Consider the following 22,917-nt stretch of genomic DNA (forward strand, 5'->3'; position numbering starts at 1 on the left):
TTGCCTCCTCAGGCGGGAGAGATGTTGAGCAGTGCGGCGGCGTTGCGGCCGCGGATGGCGTCGAGATCGGCTTCGTCCAGTCCGGCGGACCGCAGGGCGGCGACGGGGTCGGCCGCCCCCATGTCGAAGGGGAAGTCGGAACCGAGCAGCACCCGGTCGGCTCCTGCGGCTCGCACCAGTGCCCGGAGCACCTGCGGGTCGTGCACCAGGGAGTCGAAGTACAGCCGCCGCAGATAGCTGCTCGGGAGGTGGGCGCAGTCGGCGGACGCGTCGGTCCGGGCGCGCCAGGCGTGGTCGCTGCGCCCGATATGGGTCGGCAGGTAGCCTCCGCCGTGCGCCGCGATGATCTTCAGTCCGGGATGCCGGTCCAGGACCCCGGAGAAGATCAGGTGGGACAGGGCGACGGCGTTCTCGGTGGGCTGGCCCACGGTGTTGGACAGGTACCACTGGTCAAGACGCTCGTCGAGCGTGCAGCCGAAGGGGTGCAGGAAGATGACGGCGCCCGTCTCCTCGGCACGCGTCCACAAGGAGTTGTAGGCGGGATCGGACAGTTCCCGACCGGGGGCGTGGCTGGAGATCTCCACCCCGGCCAGGCCCTGTTCGAGGGCGTGATCCAGTGCTGCGACGGTCTGCTCGGGGTGCTGGAGGGGTACCAGGCCGAGGCCGCGGAGCCGGTCCGGTGCCTGGGCGCAGTGGGCTGCTGTGGCCTCATTGGCGAGTCGGTAGACCTTCTCGGCCGTCGGGGCGTCGGTCCAGTAGTGGTAGTGCGAGGGTGAGGGGCTGACCAGCTGGACGTCGACGCCCTGCGCGTCCATGGCGGCCAGGCGTTCCGTCACCTCGGTCAGACGGGGCAGGCGGTCGCGGACCATCGGACCGCTGACCGCGAGAGCGGCGGGACCGTTGCGCCGGGCGTCGAGCTCCTTGGACAGCGCGTACCCGGGCTGATCGGCCAGGAGAGCCTCGACCTGGGGAAGCAGGACGTGGGCGTGCACGTCCACGGTGGGGGCGGTCACGGCAGCTCCCTGAGCATCGTCATCGTGCGGGCCATCAGCCCCGGCACGTCGGCGTCCCGGACGTGGTCGAGCTGCCACTGGCCGATCTGGACGGACGCCTCGACCACGGGGCGAACCCGACTGATCCGCCGCTCGTAGTAGGCCTGCAGCAGTTCCCCGTCCCAGACTTCGGCCTCGGTCAGCAGCTGTGCGAGCACCCACGCGTCCTCCAGCGACAGCGCTGCGCCCTGCGCGAGGGTGGGGGGGCAGCAGTGGGCTGCGTCGCCGACGAGGACGACGCGGCCGCGGTGCCACGAACCCTCGACCAGCAGTCGGTCGAACCAGGTGTAGTTGACCTTGGACGGTTCGGTGATCGAGGCGGTGATGGCCGGCCAGGCACCTCCGTACGTGGAGGCGATCTTCCGCATCTCCTGCGCGTACGACTCGGGCGGTATGGAGGCGCGGTCCCGGTTCCTCTCCACCACGTACGCGTACAGGGTGGTGTCGCTGGTGGGGCAGTAGCCGGCGATGAAGGCCGCGCCGCCGTAGGCGAGGTCGGTGCGCTCGACTCCCGCGGGTCTCGGGGCGGCCGCACGCCAGATGGCCATGCCGGTCGGTTCCGGCTTGTCCGTGATGCCGATCTGTGCGCGCGTGGCCGAGCCCAGTCCGTCGGCGGCGATAACCAGGTCGTAGCGGTGCTTACTGCCGTCGCTCAGGCGGACGGAGACGCCGGTGTCGTCCTGGTTCTCGATGATGGCGGTGGTACCCAGACGGATGGTCGCGCCGCTTGCACGGACGGCCTCGATGAGGATGTGCTGCAGACGCGGGCGCTGCATGCCCACGGTTGCTGGAAGGTCGTCGCCGCCGGTGCGCAGGTCGCACTGGACGTGCAGGACGGTGCCGTCGGGGGCGGTGATTCCGACCGACCCGAACGCGAACCCGGAGGCCTTGACGTCCTCCCAGACGCCCAGTTCGCGCAGCACCCGCAGGGCGTTTCCCTGGAGGGTGATGCCGGATCCGGCGGTGGCATTCCAGTCGTCCTTCGCTTCGACGAGGTCGACCTCGATTCCGGCGCGGCGCAGCAGGACGGTGACGGTGTTGCCGGCTGCTCCGCCTCCGATGACCAGGACCTTGCGAGGTGTGCTCATGGCAAACTCCCTTGTTCCTCGGGCTGTGGGCCCCGGGACTACTTGACGGCGATGGGGTTGACGGGTGACCCGACGGCGCCGGTGATGGGCAGGGGTGCGGCAGTGAGCCAGAACTCGTAGACGCCGTCGGCCGCGCAGTCCTCGGCGAGAGCCTCCAGGTCCCACATCTCGCCGATGAGCAGGCCGATGTGGGGGATGACGACTTGGTGCAGTGGCTGGAAGGCGTGGTCGAACTCGTTGGGCCGTACCTCGAAGCCCCAGGTGTCGGTGGCGATTGCGGCGATCTCGCTGCCGTGGAGCCAGGGCGCGGTGGTGAAGGAGAGCCCCGGGGCAGCGCCGCCGGCATAGTCGCCCCAGCCGTCCCGGCGCACGCGGGCGAGCTGCCCGGTTCGGACGAGGACGATGTCGCCGCGGCCGACCGTCACCGCGTGGGCTTCGGCGGCGGCCACCAGGTGCTCCTCGGTGATGGCGAACCCGTCGGGGAGTTCACCGTCCTCTCCGGCCGTCCGGCCGACGTCCAGCAGCACGGCTCGCCCGGCGACGTGTGGCGCCATGTGCTCGATGCCGGTGACCTGGTCGCCGTCGGAGGTGACGACCTGCTCGGCCGGCCGGCCGTTCCACGCCTTGCCGTGGTCGAAGATGTGGCCCAGGCCGTCCCACTGGGTGGAGCACTGCAGCGGCATCGCGATCACGTCGTCGGCGCCGCCGATGCCGTGGGGAAGTCCCTGGTTGCCCAGGGCTGCGTCCGTGCCGGTGTCGAGCATGGTGTGGACCGGGTTGGTCCGCCGCCGCCAGCCCTTCTGGGGGCCGTTGATGTCGAAACGCTGGGACAGGGAGAAGCTGACGCCTCGCCGTATCAGGGCCGCGCCTTCACGGCGCTTGGCCTCGTCGAGGTAGTTCACGGTGCCGAGGCGGTCGTCCTCGCCCCAGCGGCCCCAGTTGGAGCACTGCTCGGCCGCTTGAGCGACCGCGCCTGCGGGATCGGTGCGGTTCATTTCCCCTCCGCGACACATCGGGTGCGCTGAGCGCCCAGTCCGGAGATGGAGGCGTCCATGACGTCGCCGTCGCGCAGCAGGCGCCCCCAGTGCATGCCGTTGCCGGCCGGCGACCCGGTGAGTACGAGGTCGCCGGGGAGCAGGCGCGCGCTCTGGGAGGCGTACGCGACCATGCGCGCCACGTCGAAGATCATGTCCTTGGTGGATTCGTCCTGCATGACCTCGCCGTTCAGCTTCAAGGTGAGCTGCAGGTCGCCGGTGTCGCCGATCGATTCGGCGGGCACGATCCACGGCCCCAGGGGGGTGAACCCGGGAGCGTTCTTGCTGCGCAGCCAGTCCGTTCCGATCTGTGGCATGTCCCTGCGGAAGACGGTGGCGCGGTCGGTGAGGTCGTTGGCGATCGTGTAGCCCGCCACGTAGTCCAGCGCCTCCTGAGGGGAAACCTGGTAGGCGGGGCGGGCGATCACCGCGGCCAGCTCCAGTTCCCAGTCCGGCTTTGCCGCCCACGCCGGCAACGTGACGTCGTCGTTGGGGCCGGAGATGGAGCTGGGCAGGCCGATGAACATGTACGGAAGATCGTCGGCGGCCCGCCGGTCCATGATCTCGGCCGCTTCGGCGCGCGCCTCCTCCTCGGAGCGCCCGTCGGACGGATCGCGGTGTGCGACGTGCAGGTCGATGACGTGCTGGCGGTAGTTGGCGCCCGACTGGAAGATCTGCCGCGGTTCCACAGGAGCGAGGACACGGAAGTCGGCCAGAGGGCGGCGGGGCAGTCCCTCCTCGGCTGCGAGATCACGCAGCAGCGGGAGAACGGTCGGCCACTGCTCCAGCAGGGCCCGCATGGTCAGCACCGGGTCGTCCAGGGCCGTACGCAGGTCGAGAACCTGACTGTCGCGGTCGACAAGAGCGGGGAAGGCAGGGCCGTCAGCGGCCGAGAGGGTGCCCAGGGCGAAAGGCCCGGCAAATGAGTCAGAAGCGGATCGAGGTTTCACCGGCATGTCCTCCTGGTTGCGGTGGGACTAATCTGGACCCGCTTCCAGCAATCAGGGAAATCGATTATCCGGATCACTACCATTCACCAGGCAGATAACCTCTGGTGGCACCGCACGTGAAGGGAAGCCGTCCCGTGAACCTGGCCCGTCTCGACCTCAACCTCGTCGTGGCCCTCCGCGCCCTCCTCGAAGAACGCAACGTCACCAAGGCAGGGCAGCGTGTAGGGCTCAGCCAGCCCGCGATGAGTGCCGCACTGGGCCGGCTGCGGCGGCACTTCGGCGACGAGCTCCTGTCCCGCGTCGGGAGCCAGTACGAACTCACCGCGCTCGGCCAGGTCCTCCTGGACCGCACCGCCACCGCATATGACGTCATCGAACGGCTCTTCGCCAGCCAGGCCGCCTTCGACCCGTCCACGGAGACCCGCGAGTTCCGCCTCGTGGCCTCCGACTACGCCGTCGACGTCTTCGGCGTCGAACTGGCCCGCGTCATCCACGAGGAGGCCCCGGGAATCCGGCTGCGCTTCACCCGCACCCCCATCACCGTCGTCGATGACACCGCGAGCCTGCTCAGCGCCACCGACGGGCTGCTGATGCCCCACGGCGTCATCAGCGACTTCCCCGCCACCGATCTGTACGACGACCGTTGGGTCTTCGTCGTCGCCGACGACCACCCCAGCATCGAGGACCGGTTGACCCGCCAGGACCTTGCCCGGCTGCCCTGGGTCACCTACCAGCGCACCTATGACGCCCCCGCCGTACGCCAGCTCGGCATGCTCGGCATCGAACCGCGCGTCGAGGTCTCCGTCGACAGCTTCCACGCCCTTCCCGCCCTTGTCGCCGGGACCCGCCGCATCGCACTCGTCCAAGCCCGCCTCGCCCGCCTGCTCGCCCCTATCGCGGCCGTACGCGTACTCGATCCTCCTTACGAGGCAGTGCCGCTGCGCGAAGCGCTGTGGTGGCACCCGGTCCACACGCATGACGCCGCCCACATCTGGCTCCGTGAAACCGCGGCCAGGGTCGGTCGGCGCGTTGCCGATGCGGAGGTCTGACCCCTTCGCCTGTCGCGAGTGGTCCACAGGCTGGGCGTGAGACCTCGCTCCGCCACCATCCATCTGATGGATGGCACACATCGTGAACACAGATGCCGCAAGGGGTGGGCAGCGCGTTCACCGGCACGCATAGTCGAGGGCACCTCCGCCCCTCGTTCCACGCCGCCCCGGCCAGACGGGCGGCAGGACCAGGCGCAGCTCCCTTCCCCTTCGCGCGCTCTGGAGTGCCGCCATGCCAGCGTCCCTCGCCCCGCCGTCATCCGACCATGCCGCAGCACCCGTCGGTCGTCTTCCAGCCGCTGTGCTCATGGCCGGCAGCTGCCTGCCCGTCCTCGGGGCGGTACTCCTTGCCCCCGTACTGCCGCGCATACAGGAGCACTTCGACCACGTCCCCGGTAGCGCGGCCCTGGTCCCTGTCGTCCTGACCGTCCCCGCGCTCGCGCTTGCCCTGCTCGCCCCGTTCGCCGGCGTCATCGTCGACCGGCTCGGGCGTAAGCGGCTCCTCGTCATCGCCACGGCGCTCTACGCGGTGTTCGGAACCGCTCCTCTCTGGCTGGAGTCGCTCCACGCCATCGTCGTCAGCCGCGTACTGGTCGGCGTCACCGAAGCGGCCATCATGACCGCCTGCACCACTCTGATCGGCGACTACTACAGCGGCGAGGTACGCGACCGCTACCTCGCCCTGCAGACCATGTGCGCCTCAGCTTCTGCCACGGTCTTCTTCGTCCTCGGCGGAGTACTGGGAGCGGCTGACTGGCGTGCTCCGTTCTGGCTGTACGCGGCGGGTCTGCTCGTCGCTCCGGTGATGGCCCGCGTCCTACCGAAGCCTGCCCTCCCGCAGAAGGAACAGGGGGCATCCACCCGGTCGGTCCAGCACCCCTTCCCGGTGCGCCGCATGGCCGGGATCTGCCTTCTCACGGTCTTCGGCGCCGTGGTCTTCTACACGGTCCCCGTGGAGATGGCCTATCTCCTGGATGATCTCGGCATCGATTCCACCAGCACCATCGGTGTCGTCACCGCGGTGGCCAGCGCCGCCACCGTCCTCGGTTCCGTCATCTTCGCCCGGCTGCCCCAGCACCGACGTCTCCGGCTCCCCGCGCTGTTCGCCTGGTGCGCTTCCGGCTTCCTCCTCATGGGCCTGGCCGACAGCCTCCCGCTGCTGATCACCGGAGCCGTCATCAACTGCGTGGGCACCGGCATGCTTCTGCCGTCGCTGGTGACCCGCGCCATGTCCAGGCTCGGATTCGCCGACCGCGGCCGCGGCATGGGCCTTTGGACTGCCGCCTTCTTCCTCGGTCAGTTCCTCTGCCCCCTGGTCCTGTTGGCCGGCAAGGGCGCCGTAGGCAGCCTCGCAGTCGCCGTCGCCGCTCTCGGTGCCGCCACCGCCATCACCGCCGCCCTGCTCCTCCCGGCAGCACGCCGGAACTCCGCGGACGCAGAAGTGACGACGGGCGACCGGTAAGCGATGCCATCAGCCAACAGCGATGTCGACAGGCGCCGGGCATGGCACCGTACGTCCACGCCGGTCGTCAGCACCCCGTGAACATCGACGTGAGCCGTTCCTTGGGCCGTCTGCTCGGTGAGCAGGCGGCCCCCAGGCATGTCCGCGGGACGTCTGCCGGCCCCCTGTACAGCGCGGGCGTCACCGGCCGCACCGCACTGGCTGACCGGAGCACCGCAGCGGCTCAACGGCTACGGGAAAGGCCCGCGTTGGCGCCTGGCGCGGAACCTCCCCGAGCCCCTGACGGCACGTGTGGCCGGCGAGGTCCGAGCCGGTGCGAGGCCGGGCAGGGGGCGGCGGCCTCTTGGGTACTGCTCCTACGGGAGACTCGGTGCCGCTGTACTGCGCCGCACCACCAGCCGTGGGGTCATCGTGGTCCGCATGGCCCGATCGCGTCGGCCTTCCACCCGCTCGATCAGCATCCGCGCGGCGGCCAGGCCCATGGTATGTCCTGCCTGGTCGACGCTGGTCAGCTGGACCGGGGCGAGCGAGGCGATCGCAGTGTTGTTGTAACCGACGAGAGAGATGTCCTCGGGGATCGACAGACCGAGGTCGGCGGCGGCTCGATAGATGCCGAGGGCTGCTACGTCAGCTCCGGCCAGGATCGCGGTGGGCCGCTGCGCACCGGACAGAAGTGCGAGGCCGGCTGCGTGGCCGCCGTCGTCGGAGTAAGCGGAGTGGTGCACCCGCGCGCGGTCGGCCAGCCCATGCCGGTCCATCGCCTGGAGGAATCCGTCGGCCAGAGCGATCTCCGGAGGTCGCTGCCAGCGTCCGCTCTTGCTTCCGGGCGCCGAGACGAGGGCGATGTCACGGTGGCCGAGTTCGACAAGGTGGTCCACGACCAGCCCCGCCCCGACATCGTCCGCGTCGATGACGGAATCGTGCACGTCAGAGCTGTCGTGGTGTCCGATGACCACGGTAGGCGTCGTTGCCGCCATGCTCAGAACTTCGGAACGCGGGGTTCCTGGTGCGATCAGGACCAGACCGTCCATCTGGCGGTCCACCATGGCACGGATGGTCCGGGACTGCTCGTCCGCACCGAACCCTGCCGCGCCGATCAGCACCGTGTACTCGCTGTCGCTCAGCTCCTCGCGGATGCCGTCGAGGACGTCGGCGAAGAACGCGTTGCGGACGTTGTCGAGCAGGACACCGATCGTGTACGTACGTCCTCGCATGCCGCGGGCGGCCGCGTGGGGGCGGTACTCCAACTCGGCCATGGCGGCCCGGACCCGCTCCTGCATGCCCGGGCTCACGCCGTAGGCGTTGCGCATGACCTTGGATACGGCGGCGGTGGACACGCCTGCATGACGGGCGACATCGGTGATCGTCACCCGTTTCGTGTCTCTGGGCGAGCTGTCCGCAGCCACAAGTACCTCGTTTTCCTCACAGTTGGTGTAACGATCTACACGCACGGCCACAGGAGGGCCGGGTCATTGGGCCATGCAAAGCCGATGTTACGCGCCTGTGTCTTGACGACGCCAGAGAGATGGCGTCATGGTGTGACCACCTCGAATGGAGAACGTTCTACACGACTCCGTTCTCTCAGCGGCCGCCCCCACCGCCGTCCTGCGCCTGCTCGGCGCCCCCTCTCCTTCACGATCCCTGGGAGTCACCAGTGCCCCATCGCATGATCCGCGCCCGCCGTACCCGTCTGACCCTCTTCTCGGCCGGAGTAACCTCTCTGGCCCTTCTCGCTTCCGCTTGCGGCGGCGGTGGCACCTCCGCGGCACCCAAGGAGTTCAAGTACCTCAGCGTCACCGAGAACACGACCACCAGAACGGCACTGACGAAGCTTTCCAAGGGCTCCTGCAAGGCCGAGAACGACACCCTGCCGCTGAAGGTCGAAACCGTGCCTCAGGCGAGTCTGGACCAGAAGCTCCAGCTGCTCGCCGGCCAGGACGCGCTGCCCGCCCAGTTCGCCGCCGGCAATGCGCCCGCGCTCACCAAGCAGCTGGCCGAGTCCGGCAAGGTGGCCAACCTGGATCTCGAACTTGAGCGGCTCGGCGTCTTCGACGATCTCGAGCCCGCTGCCGTCTCCACCATCAAGGCCCTGTACGACGGCAAGGTGCAGACGCTGCCCTACGAGTACAACATCGAGGGAATCTTCTACAACAAGAAGATTTTCAAGGAGAAGGGGATCGAGGTCCCCGGCACCTGGGACGAATTGATCGCGGCCTCGGACAAGCTCAGCAACAAGGGCGTCCAGCCGTTCGCCGCTTCCGGCCAGCAGGGCTGGCCGATCACTCGCCTCATCAGCGGGTACCTCTACCGGAGCCTTGGCCCCGGCGCTCTGGACGACGTCAACACCGGCCTCGCCCAGCTGACCGAGCCCGAGTACGTCAAGGCCGCCGAGGAGATCGCTGCCCTCGGCAAGAAGGGCTACTTCGGCAAGGGCGTCGGCTCCATCGACTACGACACGGCGATGAACCAGTTCCTCACCGGCAAGTCCGCCATGTTCTACATGGGCAGCTGGGCCCTGGCCAACATCTCTGACCCCAAGCAGAACAAGGTCGGCGCCGACAACGTCGGCTTCATGCCTTTCCCCGCCGTCACCGGCGGCGCCGGCTCCGCCGACCAGTACCCCTCCAACGTTGGCCTGGCCGTCACCCTCGGCTCGAAGAACTTCGACAAGAAGACCGACGCCTGGGTGCGCTGCATCGCCAAGAACTACGGCAGCACCGCGCTCAAGGACCACGGCTCCATCTCCGGCTTCAAGGTCAACACGCCGGTCAAGGACGCCAACGAGGTCACGACCACCGTACGCAAGACGATCAGCTCCTCCCAGCAGAACGTCCTGTGGTTCGAAGCGTTCTTCAGCACCAAGGCGACCACGGCCAGCCAGACCAACGCCGCCGGACTCGTCACCGGCAGCGTGAGCCCCAAGCAGTTCATGGAGACCGTCCAGAGCGCACTCAAGAGCAAGTAGAGCCCGGCCGACGGGCGGCTCGCCACCCGGCGGGCGAGCCGTCCCCCCGATGCCTGGCCGGCCCTCCACCTGAAACGAAGTGGACACCACTCATGCACCGCGTACTCGGTGACCGCAGGGCGATCATGATCCTGCTCGGTCCCGCACTCCTCGTCTACACCCTGATCATGCTCGTCCCCACGGTGTGGTCGCTCGGGTACTCCTTCACCAAGGGCAACTCCATCGACGGCTTCACCGGCAACGGTCTGGCCAACTTCACCAGGCTCTTCTCCGACCAAGCCGTCCACGACGCCCTCTGGTTCACCGTGAAGTACGCGGTCCTCGTCACCGTCGGCCAGGTCATCGCCGGCTACCTCCTGGCCCTGCTCTACGTCTTCTTCCTCAAGAAGGCGTCCGCGCTCATCCGCACCCTGGTCTTCTTCCCGGTCGTCCTGCCCACCGTCGCCGTCGGCCTGCTCTTCCAGAAGTTCTTCCAGGTCGCCCCCCAGACCGGCCCCGTCAACTCCCTGCTCAACAGCTTCGGCCTGGAGTCCATCGACTTCTTCGGCAGCGCGGGAAGCGCCTTCTGGGTGCTGGTCAGCATGGACATCTGGCGCTCCATGGGCTTCTACGCCGTACTCCTGTTCGCCGGCCTCGTCGACATCCCCGACGAGGTCCTCGAATCAGCCCGCCTCGACGGCGCTTCCGGCCTTCGCCTCATTCGCCATATCGTCCTGCCGCTCTCCCTGCCGGTCCTCATGTCCTCCTTGATCTTCAGCATCAACGGCACCCTGAAAGTCTTCGACTCCGTCGTCGCCCTCACCAACGGCGGCCCCGGAACCGGCACCACCCCGCTGACCCTGTACATGTTCCAGACGTCGTTCACCTACAGCGAGTACGGCTACGGCAGCACCATCGCGCTGCTCCTCACCGTCGTCTGCCTTCTGGTGAGCCTGGCGGTCTACCGCGTCTCGCGACGCGACATCACGGAGGGCTGAACGTCATGGCCATCGAAACCGCCCTCAAGCCCGCTTCGCCCGGACACAGGCGCACCAGACACCAGAACCGCAACTCCGTCCGCAAAGCGGGCGGCCGTCTCTGGATCAAGATCGCCGTAACCTTCCTGCTGGTCATCGAGGTCTACCCACTGATCTGGATGTTCCTCACCTCGCTGAAGTCCAACAGCGACTACCTCAACAACTCCACCTGGAGCCTTCCCACCACCTGGGAATGGGGCAACTACACCGAAGCGTGGACCACAGGGAACATCGGTCTCTATGTCCAGAACAGTCTGCTGGCGGTCGTCCCCGCCCTGGCGCTCATCCTGCTTCTTGGCACCGCGGCCGGATTCGCTTTGCAGATCATGGTCTGGAAGGGCCGAAGCCTGACCCTCCTGGTCTTTCTCGCAGGAATGATGGTTCCGCCGCAGATGATTCTGCTTCCCCTGTTCACTGTCTATTTCCAGGCCGGTCTCTCCGGGACCCTGTGGCCGCTCATCCTCACCTACACGGGCACGGGCCTCCCGTTGACCGTATTCATGATGGCCACCTATTACCGAACCGTGCCCCGAGAGCTGTTCGAAGCGGCGACTCTCGACGGGGCCGGGATCCTGCGTGCCTTTTGGACCATCAGCGTGCCGATGGTCCGCAACGCACTGCTCACGGTCGGGCTGGTGCAGTTCTTCTTCATCTGGAACGACCTCCTCATCGCTCTCACCTTCACCAACAGCCAGGATCTGCGCACCATCCAGGTCGGCCTGCTGAACTTCACCGGCGACTTCGGCGCCACCCAGTACGGCCCGCTGTTCGCGGCCATCTGCATCAACGTTTTCGGCACCCTCGTGATCTACCTCTTCCTCAACCAGAAGGTCATGAAGGGCCTCACTTCAGGAGCGGTCAAGGGCTGAATCACTCCTTCTCCTCACTCCCGAGCACACGAAAGGTCCCTTCCTTGCAGTCCCTCCAGCCTTCCCCGGTGCGCTTCGAGCATCTGCCGGACGGCCTCGGCATCGGCATCAGCTCGCCCCGCCTGTCCTGGACCTCCGCGCCCGAAGCCGGAGATCAGCACGCCTACGAAGTCGAGCTTCGCCGAGACGACCGACTCCACTGCACGGGCCGTATCACCGCATCCGACCACCTGCTCGTACCTTGGCCCGACGAACCGCTCAGCTCACGCGAGCGCGTCGCCGTGCGCGTGCGCACCTGGTCGACGGGAGGCGGCGCTCCCTCGCCGTGGAGTCGGGCCGCTGTCGTCGAGGCCGGCCTGTTCGAGCCGGGTGACTGGACCGCCCTCCCCGTCGGTGCCGCCTGGCAGGAGGACCCTGCAGCCGAACGCCGCCCGGCCCGCGTCCGTAAGCACTTCCGAGCGGACGACAAGCCGGTCGAACGCGCCCGGCTCTACATCACCGCCCATGGTCTGTACGAGGCGGAGATCAACGGGACCCGAGTCGGTGACGAAACCCTGGCACCCGGCTGGACCGTCTATCAACATCGTCTGCGCTACCGCACCTACGACGTCACCCCCCTCCTCACCTGCGGCACCAACACCATCGGCGCCTGGCTCGCGGACGGCTGGTACCGCGGCAAATACGGCTTCGACGGCGGCACACGCAACATCTACGGCACCGACCAGTCCCTCATAGCCCAACTCGAGATCACCTACACCGACGGAACCACCACGGTGGTCGCCACCGACCACACCTGGCACGCCGCCTTCGGCCCCATCCTGACCAGCGGCCTCTACGAAGGCGAAACGTTCGATGCCCGGCTGGACGACCCGCACTGGGCCACCCCCAGCGCGCCCCAGGACAGCTGGACACCCGTACGCGTCGGAAGCCGAGACCCCAGGACACTGGTCGCGCCCGAAGGCCCCCCGGTCCGGTGCACCCAGGAAATCGCTCCTGTGTCCGTCACCCGCACCTCCGACGGCCGGCACCTGCTCGACTTCGGGCAGAACCTCGTGGGACGTCTACGGATCACCGCGGAGGGACCGGCCGGCGCCACCCTCACCTTCCGGCACGCAGAGGTCCTCCAGAACGGAGAACTCGCCACCCTCCCCCTGCGCGAAGCACACTCCACCGACACCCTCGTCCTGCCCGGCAACGGTCCCTACACGTGGGAACCTCGCTTCACCCTCCACGGATTTCGCTATGCCGAGATAAGCGGCTGGCCCGGCGAACTCGCCCCGCATGCCGTGACCGCGCGCGTCCACCACACGGACATGCGCCGCACGGGCTGGTTCGAGTGCAGCGATCCCCTGGTCAACCGCCTCCACGAGAACGTCCTGTGGAGCATGCGAGGCAACTTCGTCGACATCCCGACCGACTGCCCACAGCGCGATGAGCGCCTTGGCTGGACCGGAGACATCCAGGTCTTCACCCCCACCGCAAGCTTCCTCTACGACTGCGCCGGCATGCTCAACTCCTGGCTCACCGACGTGGGCAAGGAACAGCTCCCGGACGGCACCATCCCCTGGTACGTGCCGGTCATCCCCGGCAATCCGATGTGGACCCCGATCCAACCGGGAGCCGCCTGGGGAGACGTCGCCACCCTCACCCCCTGGGCCCTGTACCAGCGCTTCGGTGATCTCGAACTTCTACGGCGTCACTACCCCATGGCCAAGGCGTGGGTCGACCTCGTCGAGAAGCTCGCCGGCCCCGAGCGACTCTGGGATACCGGGTTCCAACTAGGGGACTGGCTCGACCCGGCCGCCCCACCGGATGACCCCGCCGCCGGCCGCACCGACCGCCACCTCGTCGCCACCGCCTACTTCGCCCACTCCACCCGGCACCTCGCCCGTGCCGCCCAAGCGCTGGGCCGTACAGGCGAAACAGATCGGTACGACACACTCGCCGACGAAGTCACCACGGCGTTCCGACGACGCTACGCCCAACCCGACGGCCGCCTGTCGAGCGACAGCCCCACCGCGTACGCCCTCGCCATCGTGTTCAACCTTCTTGAGACCCCACAGCGTCTGGTGGCAGGCGACCGTCTTGCCGAACTCGTCCGCCAGGACGACGCGCGTATCGCCACAGGCTTTGTCGGGACCCCTCTCATCTGCGACGCACTGACGGGTACCGGCCACCTCGACAGCGCCTACCGTCTGCTTCTGCAGACCGAATGCCCGTCGTGGCTCTACCCCGTCACCATGGGCGCCACCACCATCTGGGAACGCTGGGACAGTCTCCGCCCGGACGGAACCCTCAACCCAGGCGGCATGACTTCCTTCAATCACTACGCTCTCGGTGCGGTCGCCGACTGGCTCCACCGAGTCGTCGGAGGCATCGAGGTCACAGCGCCGGGCGCTGCCACACTTGCCTTCCGACCCCGCCCCGGCGGCGGCATCACGTGGGCCCGCACCCGCCATGAGACGCCCCATGGAACCGCCGCGATCTCCTGGCAAACCACTCCGACCGGCATCAAGGCCCAGATCACCGTGCCCCCGAACTGCACAGCACTCGCCGAGCTGCCGGGCTACGCAGCCCAAACTCTCGGCCCCGGCATGCACATATTTCCGCAAGGAAATAGCAGAAGCGACTGAGTAGGCGCCGCAAAAGTTCCAGGTACCCTCGCTCGTGCCCGGCATGACTCCACCTTTCACGCCGGGCATTTGCATACCTTGAAAAGGTCACCTGTATCCATGAGGCGGATGGCCGTCATCTGAATTTCGTATGGATGCTTCACTAAAGCGTCAGCCAAGCAGTTGAGAAATTCCTCACCCTGCCGAAATTTTGAGCATCCGCGCAGATCAGGGACGGCTCAGCGAATTCACGATGCCTGAGGGGTTGACCAGAAACACTGAGAGCCATAGCTTTCCGAATCACACAAGGCGCTCAACCGTCGAGCCCTTGAAAAGTCCTCGGTAAGGGTCGCGGGACGCACAAACCCGCCCAGGACAGTAATTCGGATAAATCCTGACCGGCGAATTATCCGCCGGATGGCAACACCGACGTCGACGGGTCCCCACCCCGCCGCCCCACTCCTCGGAGAGCCGCCGTGAACCGACGCACCTTCCTGTCCTCCGCCATCGCCACCGCACTCGCCGTCAGCATGGTCCCCACCGCCAACGGTCAGGCCATCGCCGCGACCGATCCCCGCGCCTTCGACCGCGCCGACGCTCTTCTCGCCCGGATGTCCGCTGCCGACAAGGACGCCCTCATCCGGTGCGACTTCGCCGCCCTCAGCCACCTCGGTATCCCCGCCCTCACCATGGTCGACGCCTCCGCCGGGCTGCGTGGCGAACAGAACGTCACCGCGTTCCCGGTCCCCCTCGCCCAGGCCGCCACCTTCGACGAGGACCTGACGCGCCGTATCGGGGTCGCCATCGGCACCGAGGGACGCGCCAAGGGGTACAACAGCCTCCTCGGGCCGACCATCGATCTGACGCGGACCTGGCACTTCGGGCGCCAGGCCGAGAGCCTGGGAGAAGACCCGTTCCTCGCGGGCCGCCTCGGCGCCGCCCTCACCACCGGCATGCAGAGCCGTCAGGTCACGGCCACGGTCAAGCACTTCGCGGCCTACACCCAGGAAGTGAACCGCTTCTTCAGCGACACCCTGGTGTCCGACCGCGCGATGCACGAGATCTACCAAGCGCCCTTCCGCCGAGTCATCGCCGCCGCGCCCACCACCTCGGTCATGATGGCCTATCCCAAGATCAACGGGACCTTCGCCACCCAGAGCCCCACCCTCTTCAACGACGTCAAGTCCCGCCTCGGCCTTCAGGGTTACACCGTCCCTGACTTCTGGGCCGGCGACGACCAGGTAGCCGCCGCCAAGGCGGGCATGGACCTCGCGGGGCTCGGCCCCGGCGGCGTCAAGCTCGTACCCGGTGAGGTCGCTCGCAACGTGTCCACCGCACGGCTCGACGATGCCGCACGCCGCATCCTCGTCACCATGTTCGCCAACGGCCTCGTGGACAACCCGGTCCCGGCGCCGGCTCAAGACGTCAGCACCGCCGAACACAAGAGCCTCGCCCACGAAGCAGCCCTCGCCTCCACCGTGCTGCTGGCCAACCGTTCCTCAGCCCTGCCTCTGCCCACCAGGCTCAGGTCGCTCGCCGTCATCGGGCCCGCCGGAACTGATGCGCTCACCGGCGTCGCCGGCTCCACCTACGTCGACCCCGGCACCTGGACCACTCCCCTACAGGCCATCAAGACCCGCGCCGGCAGCGGCATCACCGTCACCCACGCCCAAGGCACCACCGGCGACGTCCCCCTCAGCACCGTTCCCTCCAGCGTGCTGCGCACCACCGGTAAGGCCCCCGGCCTCACCGGCCGCTACTACGCCTCCCCCGAGCCCACCGGCACACCGGTCGCCACCCGCACCGACAGCGTCATCGACTTCACCAGCACTCCGGTCGACACCCTTCCCGCAGTCTGGTCCGCGACCTGGTCAGGCACGCTGACCCCGACGCACAGCGGCCTGCACCGCTTCTCCCTCCTGGCCGCGGGCACCGCCACCTTGAAGATCAACGGCGTCACCGTAGTCACCGGATCCCGTGGCACACGGCGCTTCTTCCTCGGCACGTACGACTATCCCCTCCAGGGCACCATCGACCTGGCCGCGGGCAGAACCGTGTCCGTCGAACTCACCTACAGCAACGCCACCGCCGACCCCGGCACCAGCGGCCTCACCCTCGGCTGGCAGCCCGGCTCCCTGATACCGGCCGCCGTCCAGGCCGCCACCAAGGCCGGGGCCGCCGTCGTCTTCGTCAACCGCATCGCCGGCGAAGCCATGGACCACGAACAGCTCACCCTCCCCGGGGACCAGAACCAGCTCATCACCGCCGTCGCCGCCGCGAACTCCCGCACCATCGTCGTCCTGAACACGGACGGCCCCGTCGCGATGCCCTGGCTGAACGACGTCGAGGCCGTCATCCAGACCTGGTACGGAGGCCGCGGCATGGGCACCGCCCTCGCGGCCGTCCTGTTCGGCGACAGCGACCCCTCGGGCAGGCTGCCCATCACCTTCCCCACCGACGCCTCTCAAGGCCCCGGCACAACGACGGCGACGTACCCGGGCAAGAACGGCACCGTCTCCTACGACGAGGGAATCGCCATCGGCTACCGCTACTACGACACCAAGGGGCAGCAACCCCAGTTCCCCTTCGGGCACGGCCTCTCCTACACGACCTTCGCCCACGGCTCCCCCGAAGCCTCCTACAGTGCCGCCAGCAGGACCGTGACCCTCTCCGTCACCGTCACCAACAGCGGTAACCGCCCAGGCACCGAGGTCGTCCAGGTCTACGCCACCCTCCCCACGGCCGCGGCCGCCGAGCCGCGCCGGCTCGTCGCTTTCCGTAAGACGAATCTCGCACCCGGAGCCAGCCGGCGTCTCACCTTCACCATCCCCACCGACGACCTCACCGTCTGGACGTCCGGAACGTGGTCCCTGGTCCCCGGCCTCTACACCTTCGCCACGGCGCGCAACTCCCGAGCCATCACCGCGCAGAGGAACCTCACCATCGGCTGATCGGTGAGAGAGTAACGGGCAGGCAGCAGAAGCCGATACGAGCCGACAGACCATCACTTCGTCTGCGGTCCTATCAGCCCCCGTGGAGCGTCGCTCGCGACGGCCACGGGGGCAGCGCCGCGGCCTGCACGTCTCGCCCAGGCGTCGTGCTGGGCAGCCAGGACACCGCCCTTGTCTGAGGTCCTCCAGGTCGACGATCGTCCTGTCCCTCGCAGCGACCCGCTCCCGCAACTCGATCACATCGGCCCTGGGCTGCTCGATCTTAGTGTCCCGCGAGTCGACGTCCTCCCGGCGTCGCGCATCGCCGCAGGGCGGTCGGCCTCCGGTCACCGAATCAGGACTCGGACGCCGCCGTCAGCAATAGAGGATGCGGTAGCGCACGATCCGCGAGGCTGCGACTTCGCAGGGCATCAGCCGCAACGATGTCGCCCAGCACCTCGTACGACCGCAGGGGCCTCCAAGCGCGGAAAAGGCGCTGTCGGCTCCTGAAGGCTTGCTCGACCTCACGCCCATGGGACGGGCTCGGTCTCACCGACCCACCTGTTTGTCCTGGAGAGGTCCTGGTAGGAGCCTCGGTAGCCGATCGAGCGGAGTACCAGCAGCGCGAGGAAGTGGCGGGTCAGCAGCCAGGTGTCGGTGACCAGTCCTTTCACCCCGTAGACGGGCTCTTGTGTCTCCTTGGGATGAACGAGACGGTTACGGACTCGGGTGACGACGTCGGCGCCGTCCGCCAGCCTAGTGCCGTCTACTCGCTGTCTGGCCGCATAGGCAGCGGCTGCCGGCAGACGGTCTGCGCGCACCCTCAGATCGACCCCGGACTCCGTCAGGACCATACGCAGTTTGTCATGAGCCGGCCGTGCGCGGGATGTGTACTCGGCTTCCGTGAGCCGCCCGCTGAGCACGAGTTCCTGCCACATCACATGCTCCAGTCCGGCAGCTCCGCTCATGATCCGCTGCTCGACGAACCCTAGATCGACTATGGCAGTGATCGCATACTGCATCTGCAGGCGAAGCGCCTGCCCCTTGCCGGAATCGCGGAAGGTAGGCAGAAGGCAGGCCAGCAGACCTGCCAAGGACTTCTGGTCTTCGGGGTACCACCAGCCGGAGCTGATGCGGCGTGCCGGGTCGCAGAGCATCGGGCCCCACTGGCCCCACACCGTATGCTCCTGGTCGTTCAGGCCGACAGGCAGGGCGGGAGCGACCCACCGGCCGAGCGCGAAGGACAGTCCGACGTGCAACGCACTGAGAACCGGGGCGGCCTCGGCGGCCGTGAACGTGGCTCCGTCCAACCGACGCAGCTCCATCACATGAGTCATGACGTAGACGTCGGCCTGGCGCACATCAGAGAAGACGGCCTTGTGATCAGAGCGGACGTCGAGCGTGATCCTCCACCCGTCCGCCTCATACACACTGCGGCCGCCCGATACCAATCGCGGCGTCCCATCAGCAGCATGAGCCTCGAGGTGGGCTGATCCACGCCATCGGGGCAGATTGAACCAGTGGGCAACAACACGGTCGAGCGGGGCGGTGGGGTCTCCGTAAGAAGTGCCGTTGGACCAGCCGCTCACAGCGTCTCTGGCAGACACCGGCAGTTCGATGCCGTGGTTGAGCAGACTCAGCTCAGTCCTGTCCTTTAACGTGGGGTCATAGTCTTCGGTACGCAACCGCCAAGAGATCCGGGGCTTCGGGGAGCAGTCGTACTGGACAACCCCGGGCACCTCAGCCCCGGCCGCGCCAATAGGTCCGTCGTAGAGGGTGATCGGCTCCCCTGGCGCATTGAAGGGGTACAACGGCGCCAGGGGCTCCTCAGCCTTGAGTTCAGTTGACGAAGCAGACATGTGCCGCACCCTAGACGTTGCCACCGACATTGGCCGCGCGGGGGACTGCTGCACAGTTGAGTGACACCTGACCTGGCTTGCTGAGAGGCGGCCTGGAAGTTGGCTGGGCGACTTCCGGAACTCTTCCGTGAGCACCCGCCGGAGCCAGCCGATGCGGGACTTTCCGGCTTCGGCGAGGGTGGCTCGGAAGTCGGCCGGACGAGTTCGCGCCCGGGCTCTGCGGCACCCAGTCACGCTTCAGCGGATCCGTCCTGGACCGGTTTCCGGCATACGGCTGCCACCAGCTGACAGGCAATCAGGAAAGTCAGCAAGAGGTCAGCATCGATCCGATTGGACCCTGACACACAAGCTCAAACACGAGACTCGACGCGCCTCCTCTCACACCCAATAGACCCCCGAGCACCCTGCCCCAGGACGGAGGGCGGAACGGGGCCCAGCATGGCGGTCGCCAGTGGAAGCACGACCAGACCCGTCTATAGGTTTCCGCAGGTCAGCGCACTCGCCCACGTGGCTTCAGCGGGGTCGTGGGCAGTTCCGGGGCGGGCAGGCGGGCGCCGTCGTAGCCCCGCACCTCGCCGAACCGCGAGCCCTTCTCCCAGTCGTTTCGCGCCTGTACGATCTCCTCACCGGATCGGGCGATGAAGTTCCAGAACATGACGAGTTCCTCCTCGAACGGCTCGCCACCCAGGAGCATCAGCCCGGCGTCGGAGACGCCGCGCAGAGGCAGTTCGGTGCGGCCGCAACCGAGGTAGAGCATCGAGCCGGGAAGCACGCGGACGCCGTCGACCTCGGCCTCGCCCGACATGGACAGGACCGCGTACTCGAAGTCGGGGTCCAGGGGCAGGCGGGCCTCGACACCACCGGCCAGAGTCACGTCGGCGCCGACGATCGGGGTGTAGGACGTGCCGGGCGAGGCCGCACCGTCCAGTTCGCCCAGGATGACGGTGGCGGTCACACCGGGGGCGGTGACGACGGGCAGGTCCGTGTGGTGCTGGAAGTGCGGCTCGATGGAGCGGTGCGCCTCCGGGAGGGCCACCCAGAGCTGCGCCCCGTGCAGCAGCCGGGCATGCTCCTTCGGGCTCTCCTCGGAGTGGCTGATGGCGTGGCCCGAGGTCATCAGTCCCAGTTCGCGCGGGCGTACCGTCTGCAGGCTGCCGAGGCTGTCCCGGTGGAGAACTTCCCCGTCGTGGAGCCAGCTGACGGTCTGGAGACCCATGTGGGGGTGCGGCGGGACCTGCATTCCGGGCTCGTCGGCGATGTCGTCGGGTCCGTAGTGGTCGACGAAGGCCCAGGCGCCCACCATGCGGCGGCCGAGATTGGGCAGCAGGCGGCGGACCTCGGTGCCCTCGCCGAGCTGGACGCGGCGGGGGGCGAGAAGCTCACGGACGGGCTCGGCGACGACGAAGCCGCGCCCTCCGCAGACGGAGGGCGCGGCCTGGCGATCGAGATTGCTCATAGCTCTCAACCTATTCCCGTAGGGGCGTGGAGCACCGGGTCCCACGCCAGAATTTTAGTGGAATGTTCAACCATTGTGCGGTGTTGTCATGGCTGAACGTACGGCGGGGCGGTCCGGAGTCGGCCCGCACCACACGAAGGAGGACACGTGAGCGAGACCGAGACCTACTACGAGTTCGGCACCGCCGCCGACCGGTGGGACCGGGCGCAGATGTTCTTCGAGGCCAAGGAGTACCTGACGGCCGCGCGGATCCTGGGCGGTCTCGTCGAGGAAGCACCGACGCAGGTCGCGGTGCGCCTGCTGCTGGCCCGCTCCTACTACCACTCCGCCCGGCTGGGGAAGGCGGAGAAGGAGCTCCGGGCCGTCCTGGAGCTCGACCCGGTCGAGAGTTACGCGCACCTGATGCTGGGCCGGACGCTGGAGCGCCAGGGGCGGACCGCCGACGCGGCGCCGCACCTGCGGATGGCCGCCGCCCTCACCGGCGACTTCGGCCCCGGAGCCACCCGCTCCTGAGCCACCCCGCCCCACCGGCCGGGCCCGCGCCACACGGTGCGGGCCCGGTCTCCTTTACCCGCCGACACGGGCGTCGGACAATGGGATCTCCAGGACGAAGGGGTGGGAGATGCACGGATCCAGGAGTGCCGCGTTACGCCGGGCGCGGTCGGCCGCGCTCATCGGGCTGGCGGTGGCGGTCTCCGCGGGCTGCTCCGGCGGCGACGGCGGAAAGGACGGGAAGGCGGCGGAGCAGACCGCTCGCCCGCCGGGAACCCACAGCTGGACCAGCAGGCCGTGCGATCTCCTCACGGGCGCGGCCCCGGCCGAGGGCTTCACCCTCGGCAGCACCACCGACTCCGCCCCCTCCGACGCCCGGGAGGACATCGGCGAGAACGGTGCGCGGCCGCTCTTCCAGCAGACCGGCTGCCTCGCGGACCTCAAGGCCCCCGACGGCACGTTCTGGAAGCTCAGCACCACGGCCTCGGTGTACGAGGACACCGAACCCGCCCGTCACGCGTACCGCGTCAAGGAGGATCTCGACCGTGCGCACGGTCGCGGGCCCGAGAAGGTCCACGACGCCGCCTACGCGATACCGGCCGACGACCAGGGCCGGCCCGGCCGCACCCTGCTCCTGTGGAACGGCGACCTCGTGCTCACGGTGTCCGCGTACGCACCGCACGGGAGCATGGAACACGACGTACAGAAGGACCTCGAACGGATCGTCGGCAACGCGGCACGCCTCACGGAGGACGGCCTGCGCGATCACGACGCCTCCTCCGCCGCACCATGACCTCCGTCGCACCATGACCTCGCCCCCCTTCCCGCCCTGCCCGCCCCCTGCCCCTTTGTGTCTGATCCCCGCACCTTGGTGCCCGACGCACGACACCCCGATGTCCGGCACCTGGACGACCGCACTGCCCGGCGGCCCCCGTGGCCGGGGTATCGCCGAGGTGAGCCCAGAAGGAGCCATGGGATGATCTTCAATCCGTAAGAGCCCGGTCCGTCACCCGTTCGGCTCAGTGTCGTTGGTGGTGATGTTGTCGTCGTCCGGGTCCTGGGGTGGTTGTGACCTCGATCGAAGCGTTGGCGTGGCCTATGACCGGGCTCGGGCCCGGCGAATCGCCGGGGAGTCGATCCGCAAGGAGGCGGCGTCGAAGAACCGGCCTGGGGACTTGATCAACATCGCGCTGGAGAAGGTGGTGGAGGCCGGCTGGAGTTGCCTGCGTTCTCCACCTTCGACGCGATCGCCTCGGCCACCCGCAAGAGGTGGACGCCGCGATCTGCGAGGGCATCCACGACCGGACGAGCATGCCGGAGCGGGCCGGCCTGCTGCGGCTGCAGGAGGAGCGCGAGAGCGACGGCACGACGCAAGCGGCGAGACGAAACACTCCGTGCCGACGGGCTGGTGCCTGTGCCGGCGCGGTCACCGGGGCGACCTCAGGGCCGGTTACGACGGAGCGGAACCGCCATCGGTTGCCGTGCGCTGACGCCTGTAGTGGCGTGCCGCCCGCGCACGGTTTCCGCATGACGGCTTGCACCACTCCTGCCGTCCGTGGCTCTTGACGAAGTAGCGCACGCAGCGAGGCGCGGTACAGGATCGCAACTGCGTGCGCTGCGGGCCGCTGAGAAAGTCGATGGCTGCTCGGGCCAGGGCCGCGACAAGCCGAACGTACGGATCGTTCTCCGCAGACAGCAGTCGGGTGGTAGGGGCGCCTTCGACGGGCCAGTCCATCTGAGGGGCGACCAGTTCCTGCTCGGCAGCCGTGTTGAGGTGGGCCACCGCCTGGTCGACAGTGATCAAGCGATGGGCGTCCGGCGGGCTGGGGGGCGTGGGACTGACCGCCCGGGCGAACAGGGCCCGGACTGCCTGCCGAAGCTCGATGATTGCGCGCCTGAGGTTTTCATCCGCGGCGAGTTCCCCCGCCGGAATGTGGCCGGCCAGTAGATCTCCCTGTTCCTGGATCCAGTGCGTTGTCCCCTGGACCGTGGCGAGGTCATCGGCGACGCCGCCGTCTCCGTCGTGGCGAATCGTGCTCACCAGTTCCAATGCCAGCCAGCGCTCCACAAGACATCCCCTTCC

General features: G+C 68.1%; 17 protein-coding genes. 9 read left to right on the forward strand and 8 right to left on the reverse strand.

Annotated features, from left to right (window positions below; genetic code table 11):
• Window positions 1–8: 8 nt before the first annotated feature.
• From IE272_RS36395 to IE272_RS36410, 4 genes are read right to left on the reverse strand one after another with little or no spacing between them, the layout of a single operon-like run.
• A complete protein-coding gene (locus IE272_RS36395; protein ID WP_190009986.1) occupies window positions 9–1,013 on the reverse strand; it encodes an amidohydrolase family protein in 1,005 nt (334 codons plus the stop codon).
• Window positions 1,010–2,140 (reverse strand): FAD-dependent oxidoreductase, encoded by a 1,131-nt coding sequence (locus tag IE272_RS36400; RefSeq protein ID WP_190009988.1) that lies wholly within the window; start codon window positions 2,138–2,140, stop codon window positions 1,010–1,012. Before IE272_RS36400 ends, IE272_RS36395 begins: the two co-directional genes overlap by 4 nt.
• A 38-nt stretch (window positions 2,141–2,178) precedes the next feature.
• Complete coding sequence (locus tag IE272_RS36405) at window positions 2,179–3,135, reverse strand: cyclase family protein (RefSeq protein ID WP_190009990.1); 957 nt, start codon at window positions 3,133–3,135, stop codon at window positions 2,179–2,181.
• On the reverse strand, window positions 3,132–4,130 hold the full coding sequence (locus IE272_RS36410) for a fumarylacetoacetate hydrolase family protein (protein WP_030717087.1): 999 nt from the start codon (window positions 4,128–4,130) through the stop codon (window positions 3,132–3,134). The genes IE272_RS36405 and IE272_RS36410 overlap by 4 nt, the downstream gene beginning before the upstream one ends.
• A gap of 128 nt (window positions 4,131–4,258) precedes the next feature.
• Here IE272_RS36410 and IE272_RS36415 point away from each other — a divergent pair, with 128 nt between their 5' ends.
• Window positions 4,259–5,173 (forward strand): LysR family transcriptional regulator, encoded by a 915-nt coding sequence (locus IE272_RS36415; RefSeq protein ID WP_030717085.1) that lies wholly within the window; start codon window positions 4,259–4,261, stop codon window positions 5,171–5,173.
• Between the two features lie 232 nt (window positions 5,174–5,405).
• Window positions 5,406–6,635: an MFS transporter gene (locus IE272_RS36420; RefSeq protein ID WP_190009992.1), complete on the forward strand. Its 1,230-nt coding sequence runs from the start codon at window positions 5,406–5,408 to the stop codon at window positions 6,633–6,635.
• Between the two features lie 356 nt (window positions 6,636–6,991).
• Here IE272_RS36420 and IE272_RS36425 read toward each other — a convergent pair whose 3' ends face one another.
• Window positions 6,992–8,005 carry a LacI family DNA-binding transcriptional regulator gene (locus IE272_RS36425; protein WP_190009994.1) on the reverse strand — a complete coding sequence of 338 codons (1,014 nt, stop codon included), beginning with the start codon at window positions 8,003–8,005 and terminating at the stop codon, window positions 6,992–6,994.
• A gap of 284 nt (window positions 8,006–8,289) precedes the next feature.
• Between IE272_RS36425 and IE272_RS36430 the strand changes: the two genes are divergently transcribed.
• The 5 genes from IE272_RS36430 to IE272_RS36450 all read left to right on the forward strand — a co-directional run bounded on the left by IE272_RS36430 (window position 8,290) and on the right by IE272_RS36450 (window position 17,048).
• On the forward strand, window positions 8,290–9,600 hold the full coding sequence (locus tag IE272_RS36430; protein ID WP_078961426.1) for an ABC transporter substrate-binding protein: 1,311 nt from the start codon (window positions 8,290–8,292) through the stop codon (window positions 9,598–9,600).
• Between the two features lie 92 nt (window positions 9,601–9,692).
• The gene (locus tag IE272_RS36435; protein ID WP_050361763.1) at window positions 9,693–10,577 is read left to right on the forward strand and encodes a carbohydrate ABC transporter permease; all 885 of its coding nucleotides are present in this window, start codon (window positions 9,693–9,695) and stop codon (window positions 10,575–10,577) included.
• 5 nt (window positions 10,578–10,582) lie between these two features.
• Window positions 10,583–11,485 (forward strand): carbohydrate ABC transporter permease, encoded by a 903-nt coding sequence (locus IE272_RS36440; protein WP_050361764.1) that lies wholly within the window; start codon window positions 10,583–10,585, stop codon window positions 11,483–11,485.
• Between the two features lie 44 nt (window positions 11,486–11,529).
• Entirely contained in the window at window positions 11,530–14,118 is a 2,589-nt protein-coding gene (locus tag IE272_RS36445; RefSeq protein ID WP_050361765.1) for a family 78 glycoside hydrolase catalytic domain, read from the forward strand.
• A gap of 455 nt (window positions 14,119–14,573) precedes the next feature.
• Window positions 14,574–17,048: a glycoside hydrolase family 3 protein gene (locus IE272_RS36450; RefSeq protein ID WP_050361766.1), complete on the forward strand. Its 2,475-nt coding sequence runs from the start codon at window positions 14,574–14,576 to the stop codon at window positions 17,046–17,048.
• A 503-nt stretch (window positions 17,049–17,551) separates the two neighbouring features.
• On the opposite strand, the gene IE272_RS36455 is transcribed toward IE272_RS36450, so the two are convergent.
• Together IE272_RS36455 and IE272_RS36460 are read right to left on the reverse strand one after the other, a co-directional pair.
• Entirely contained in the window at window positions 17,552–18,886 is a 1,335-nt protein-coding gene (locus IE272_RS36455; RefSeq protein WP_190009995.1) for a YopA family protein, read from the reverse strand.
• A 490-nt stretch (window positions 18,887–19,376) separates the two neighbouring features.
• The gene (locus IE272_RS36460) at window positions 19,377–20,342 is read right to left on the reverse strand and encodes a pirin family protein (RefSeq protein ID WP_190009997.1); all 966 of its coding nucleotides are present in this window, start codon (window positions 20,340–20,342) and stop codon (window positions 19,377–19,379) included.
• 147 nt (window positions 20,343–20,489) lie between these two features.
• Here IE272_RS36460 and IE272_RS36465 point away from each other — a divergent pair, with 147 nt between their 5' ends.
• Both IE272_RS36465 and IE272_RS36470 read left to right on the forward strand, forming a co-directional pair.
• Entirely contained in the window at window positions 20,490–20,855 is a 366-nt protein-coding gene (locus IE272_RS36465) for a tetratricopeptide repeat protein (RefSeq protein WP_056705044.1), read from the forward strand.
• Window positions 20,856–20,964: 109 nt separating this feature from the next.
• Window positions 20,965–21,627, forward strand: a complete 663-nt coding sequence (locus IE272_RS36470; protein WP_190009999.1) for a hypothetical protein — start codon at window positions 20,965–20,967, stop codon at window positions 21,625–21,627.
• Between the two features lie 657 nt (window positions 21,628–22,284).
• On the opposite strand, the gene IE272_RS36475 is transcribed toward IE272_RS36470, so the two are convergent.
• The gene (locus tag IE272_RS36475) at window positions 22,285–22,902 is read right to left on the reverse strand and encodes a CGNR zinc finger domain-containing protein (RefSeq protein WP_190010001.1); all 618 of its coding nucleotides are present in this window, start codon (window positions 22,900–22,902) and stop codon (window positions 22,285–22,287) included.
• Window positions 22,903–22,917: the final 15 nt, after the last annotated feature.

Source organism: Streptomyces anulatus, from assembly GCF_014650675.1.
Lineage (GTDB): Bacteria > Actinomycetota > Actinomycetes > Streptomycetales > Streptomycetaceae > Streptomyces > Streptomyces anulatus.

Coding starts and splice junctions, on each gene's coding strand:
- IE272_RS36470 (WP_190009999.1), top strand. CDS start 20,965: ATGCACGGATCCAGGAGTGCCGCGTTACGCCGGGCGCGGTCGGCCGCG.
- IE272_RS36435 (WP_050361763.1), top strand. CDS start 9,693: ATGCACCGCGTACTCGGTGACCGCAGGGCGATCATGATCCTGCTCGGT.
- IE272_RS36400 (WP_190009988.1), bottom strand. CDS start 2,140: ATGAGCACACCTCGCAAGGTCCTGGTCATCGGAGGCGGAGCAGCCGGC.
- IE272_RS36420 (WP_190009992.1), top strand. CDS start 5,406: ATGCCAGCGTCCCTCGCCCCGCCGTCATCCGACCATGCCGCAGCACCC.
- IE272_RS36455 (WP_190009995.1), bottom strand. CDS start 18,886: ATGTCTGCTTCGTCAACTGAACTCAAGGCTGAGGAGCCCCTGGCGCCG.
- IE272_RS36460 (WP_190009997.1), bottom strand. CDS start 20,342: ATGAGCAATCTCGATCGCCAGGCCGCGCCCTCCGTCTGCGGAGGGCGC.
- IE272_RS36410 (WP_030717087.1), bottom strand. CDS start 4,130: ATGCCGGTGAAACCTCGATCCGCTTCTGACTCATTTGCCGGGCCTTTC.
- IE272_RS36405 (WP_190009990.1), bottom strand. CDS start 3,135: ATGAACCGCACCGATCCCGCAGGCGCGGTCGCTCAAGCGGCCGAGCAG.
- IE272_RS36440 (WP_050361764.1), top strand. CDS start 10,583: ATGGCCATCGAAACCGCCCTCAAGCCCGCTTCGCCCGGACACAGGCGC.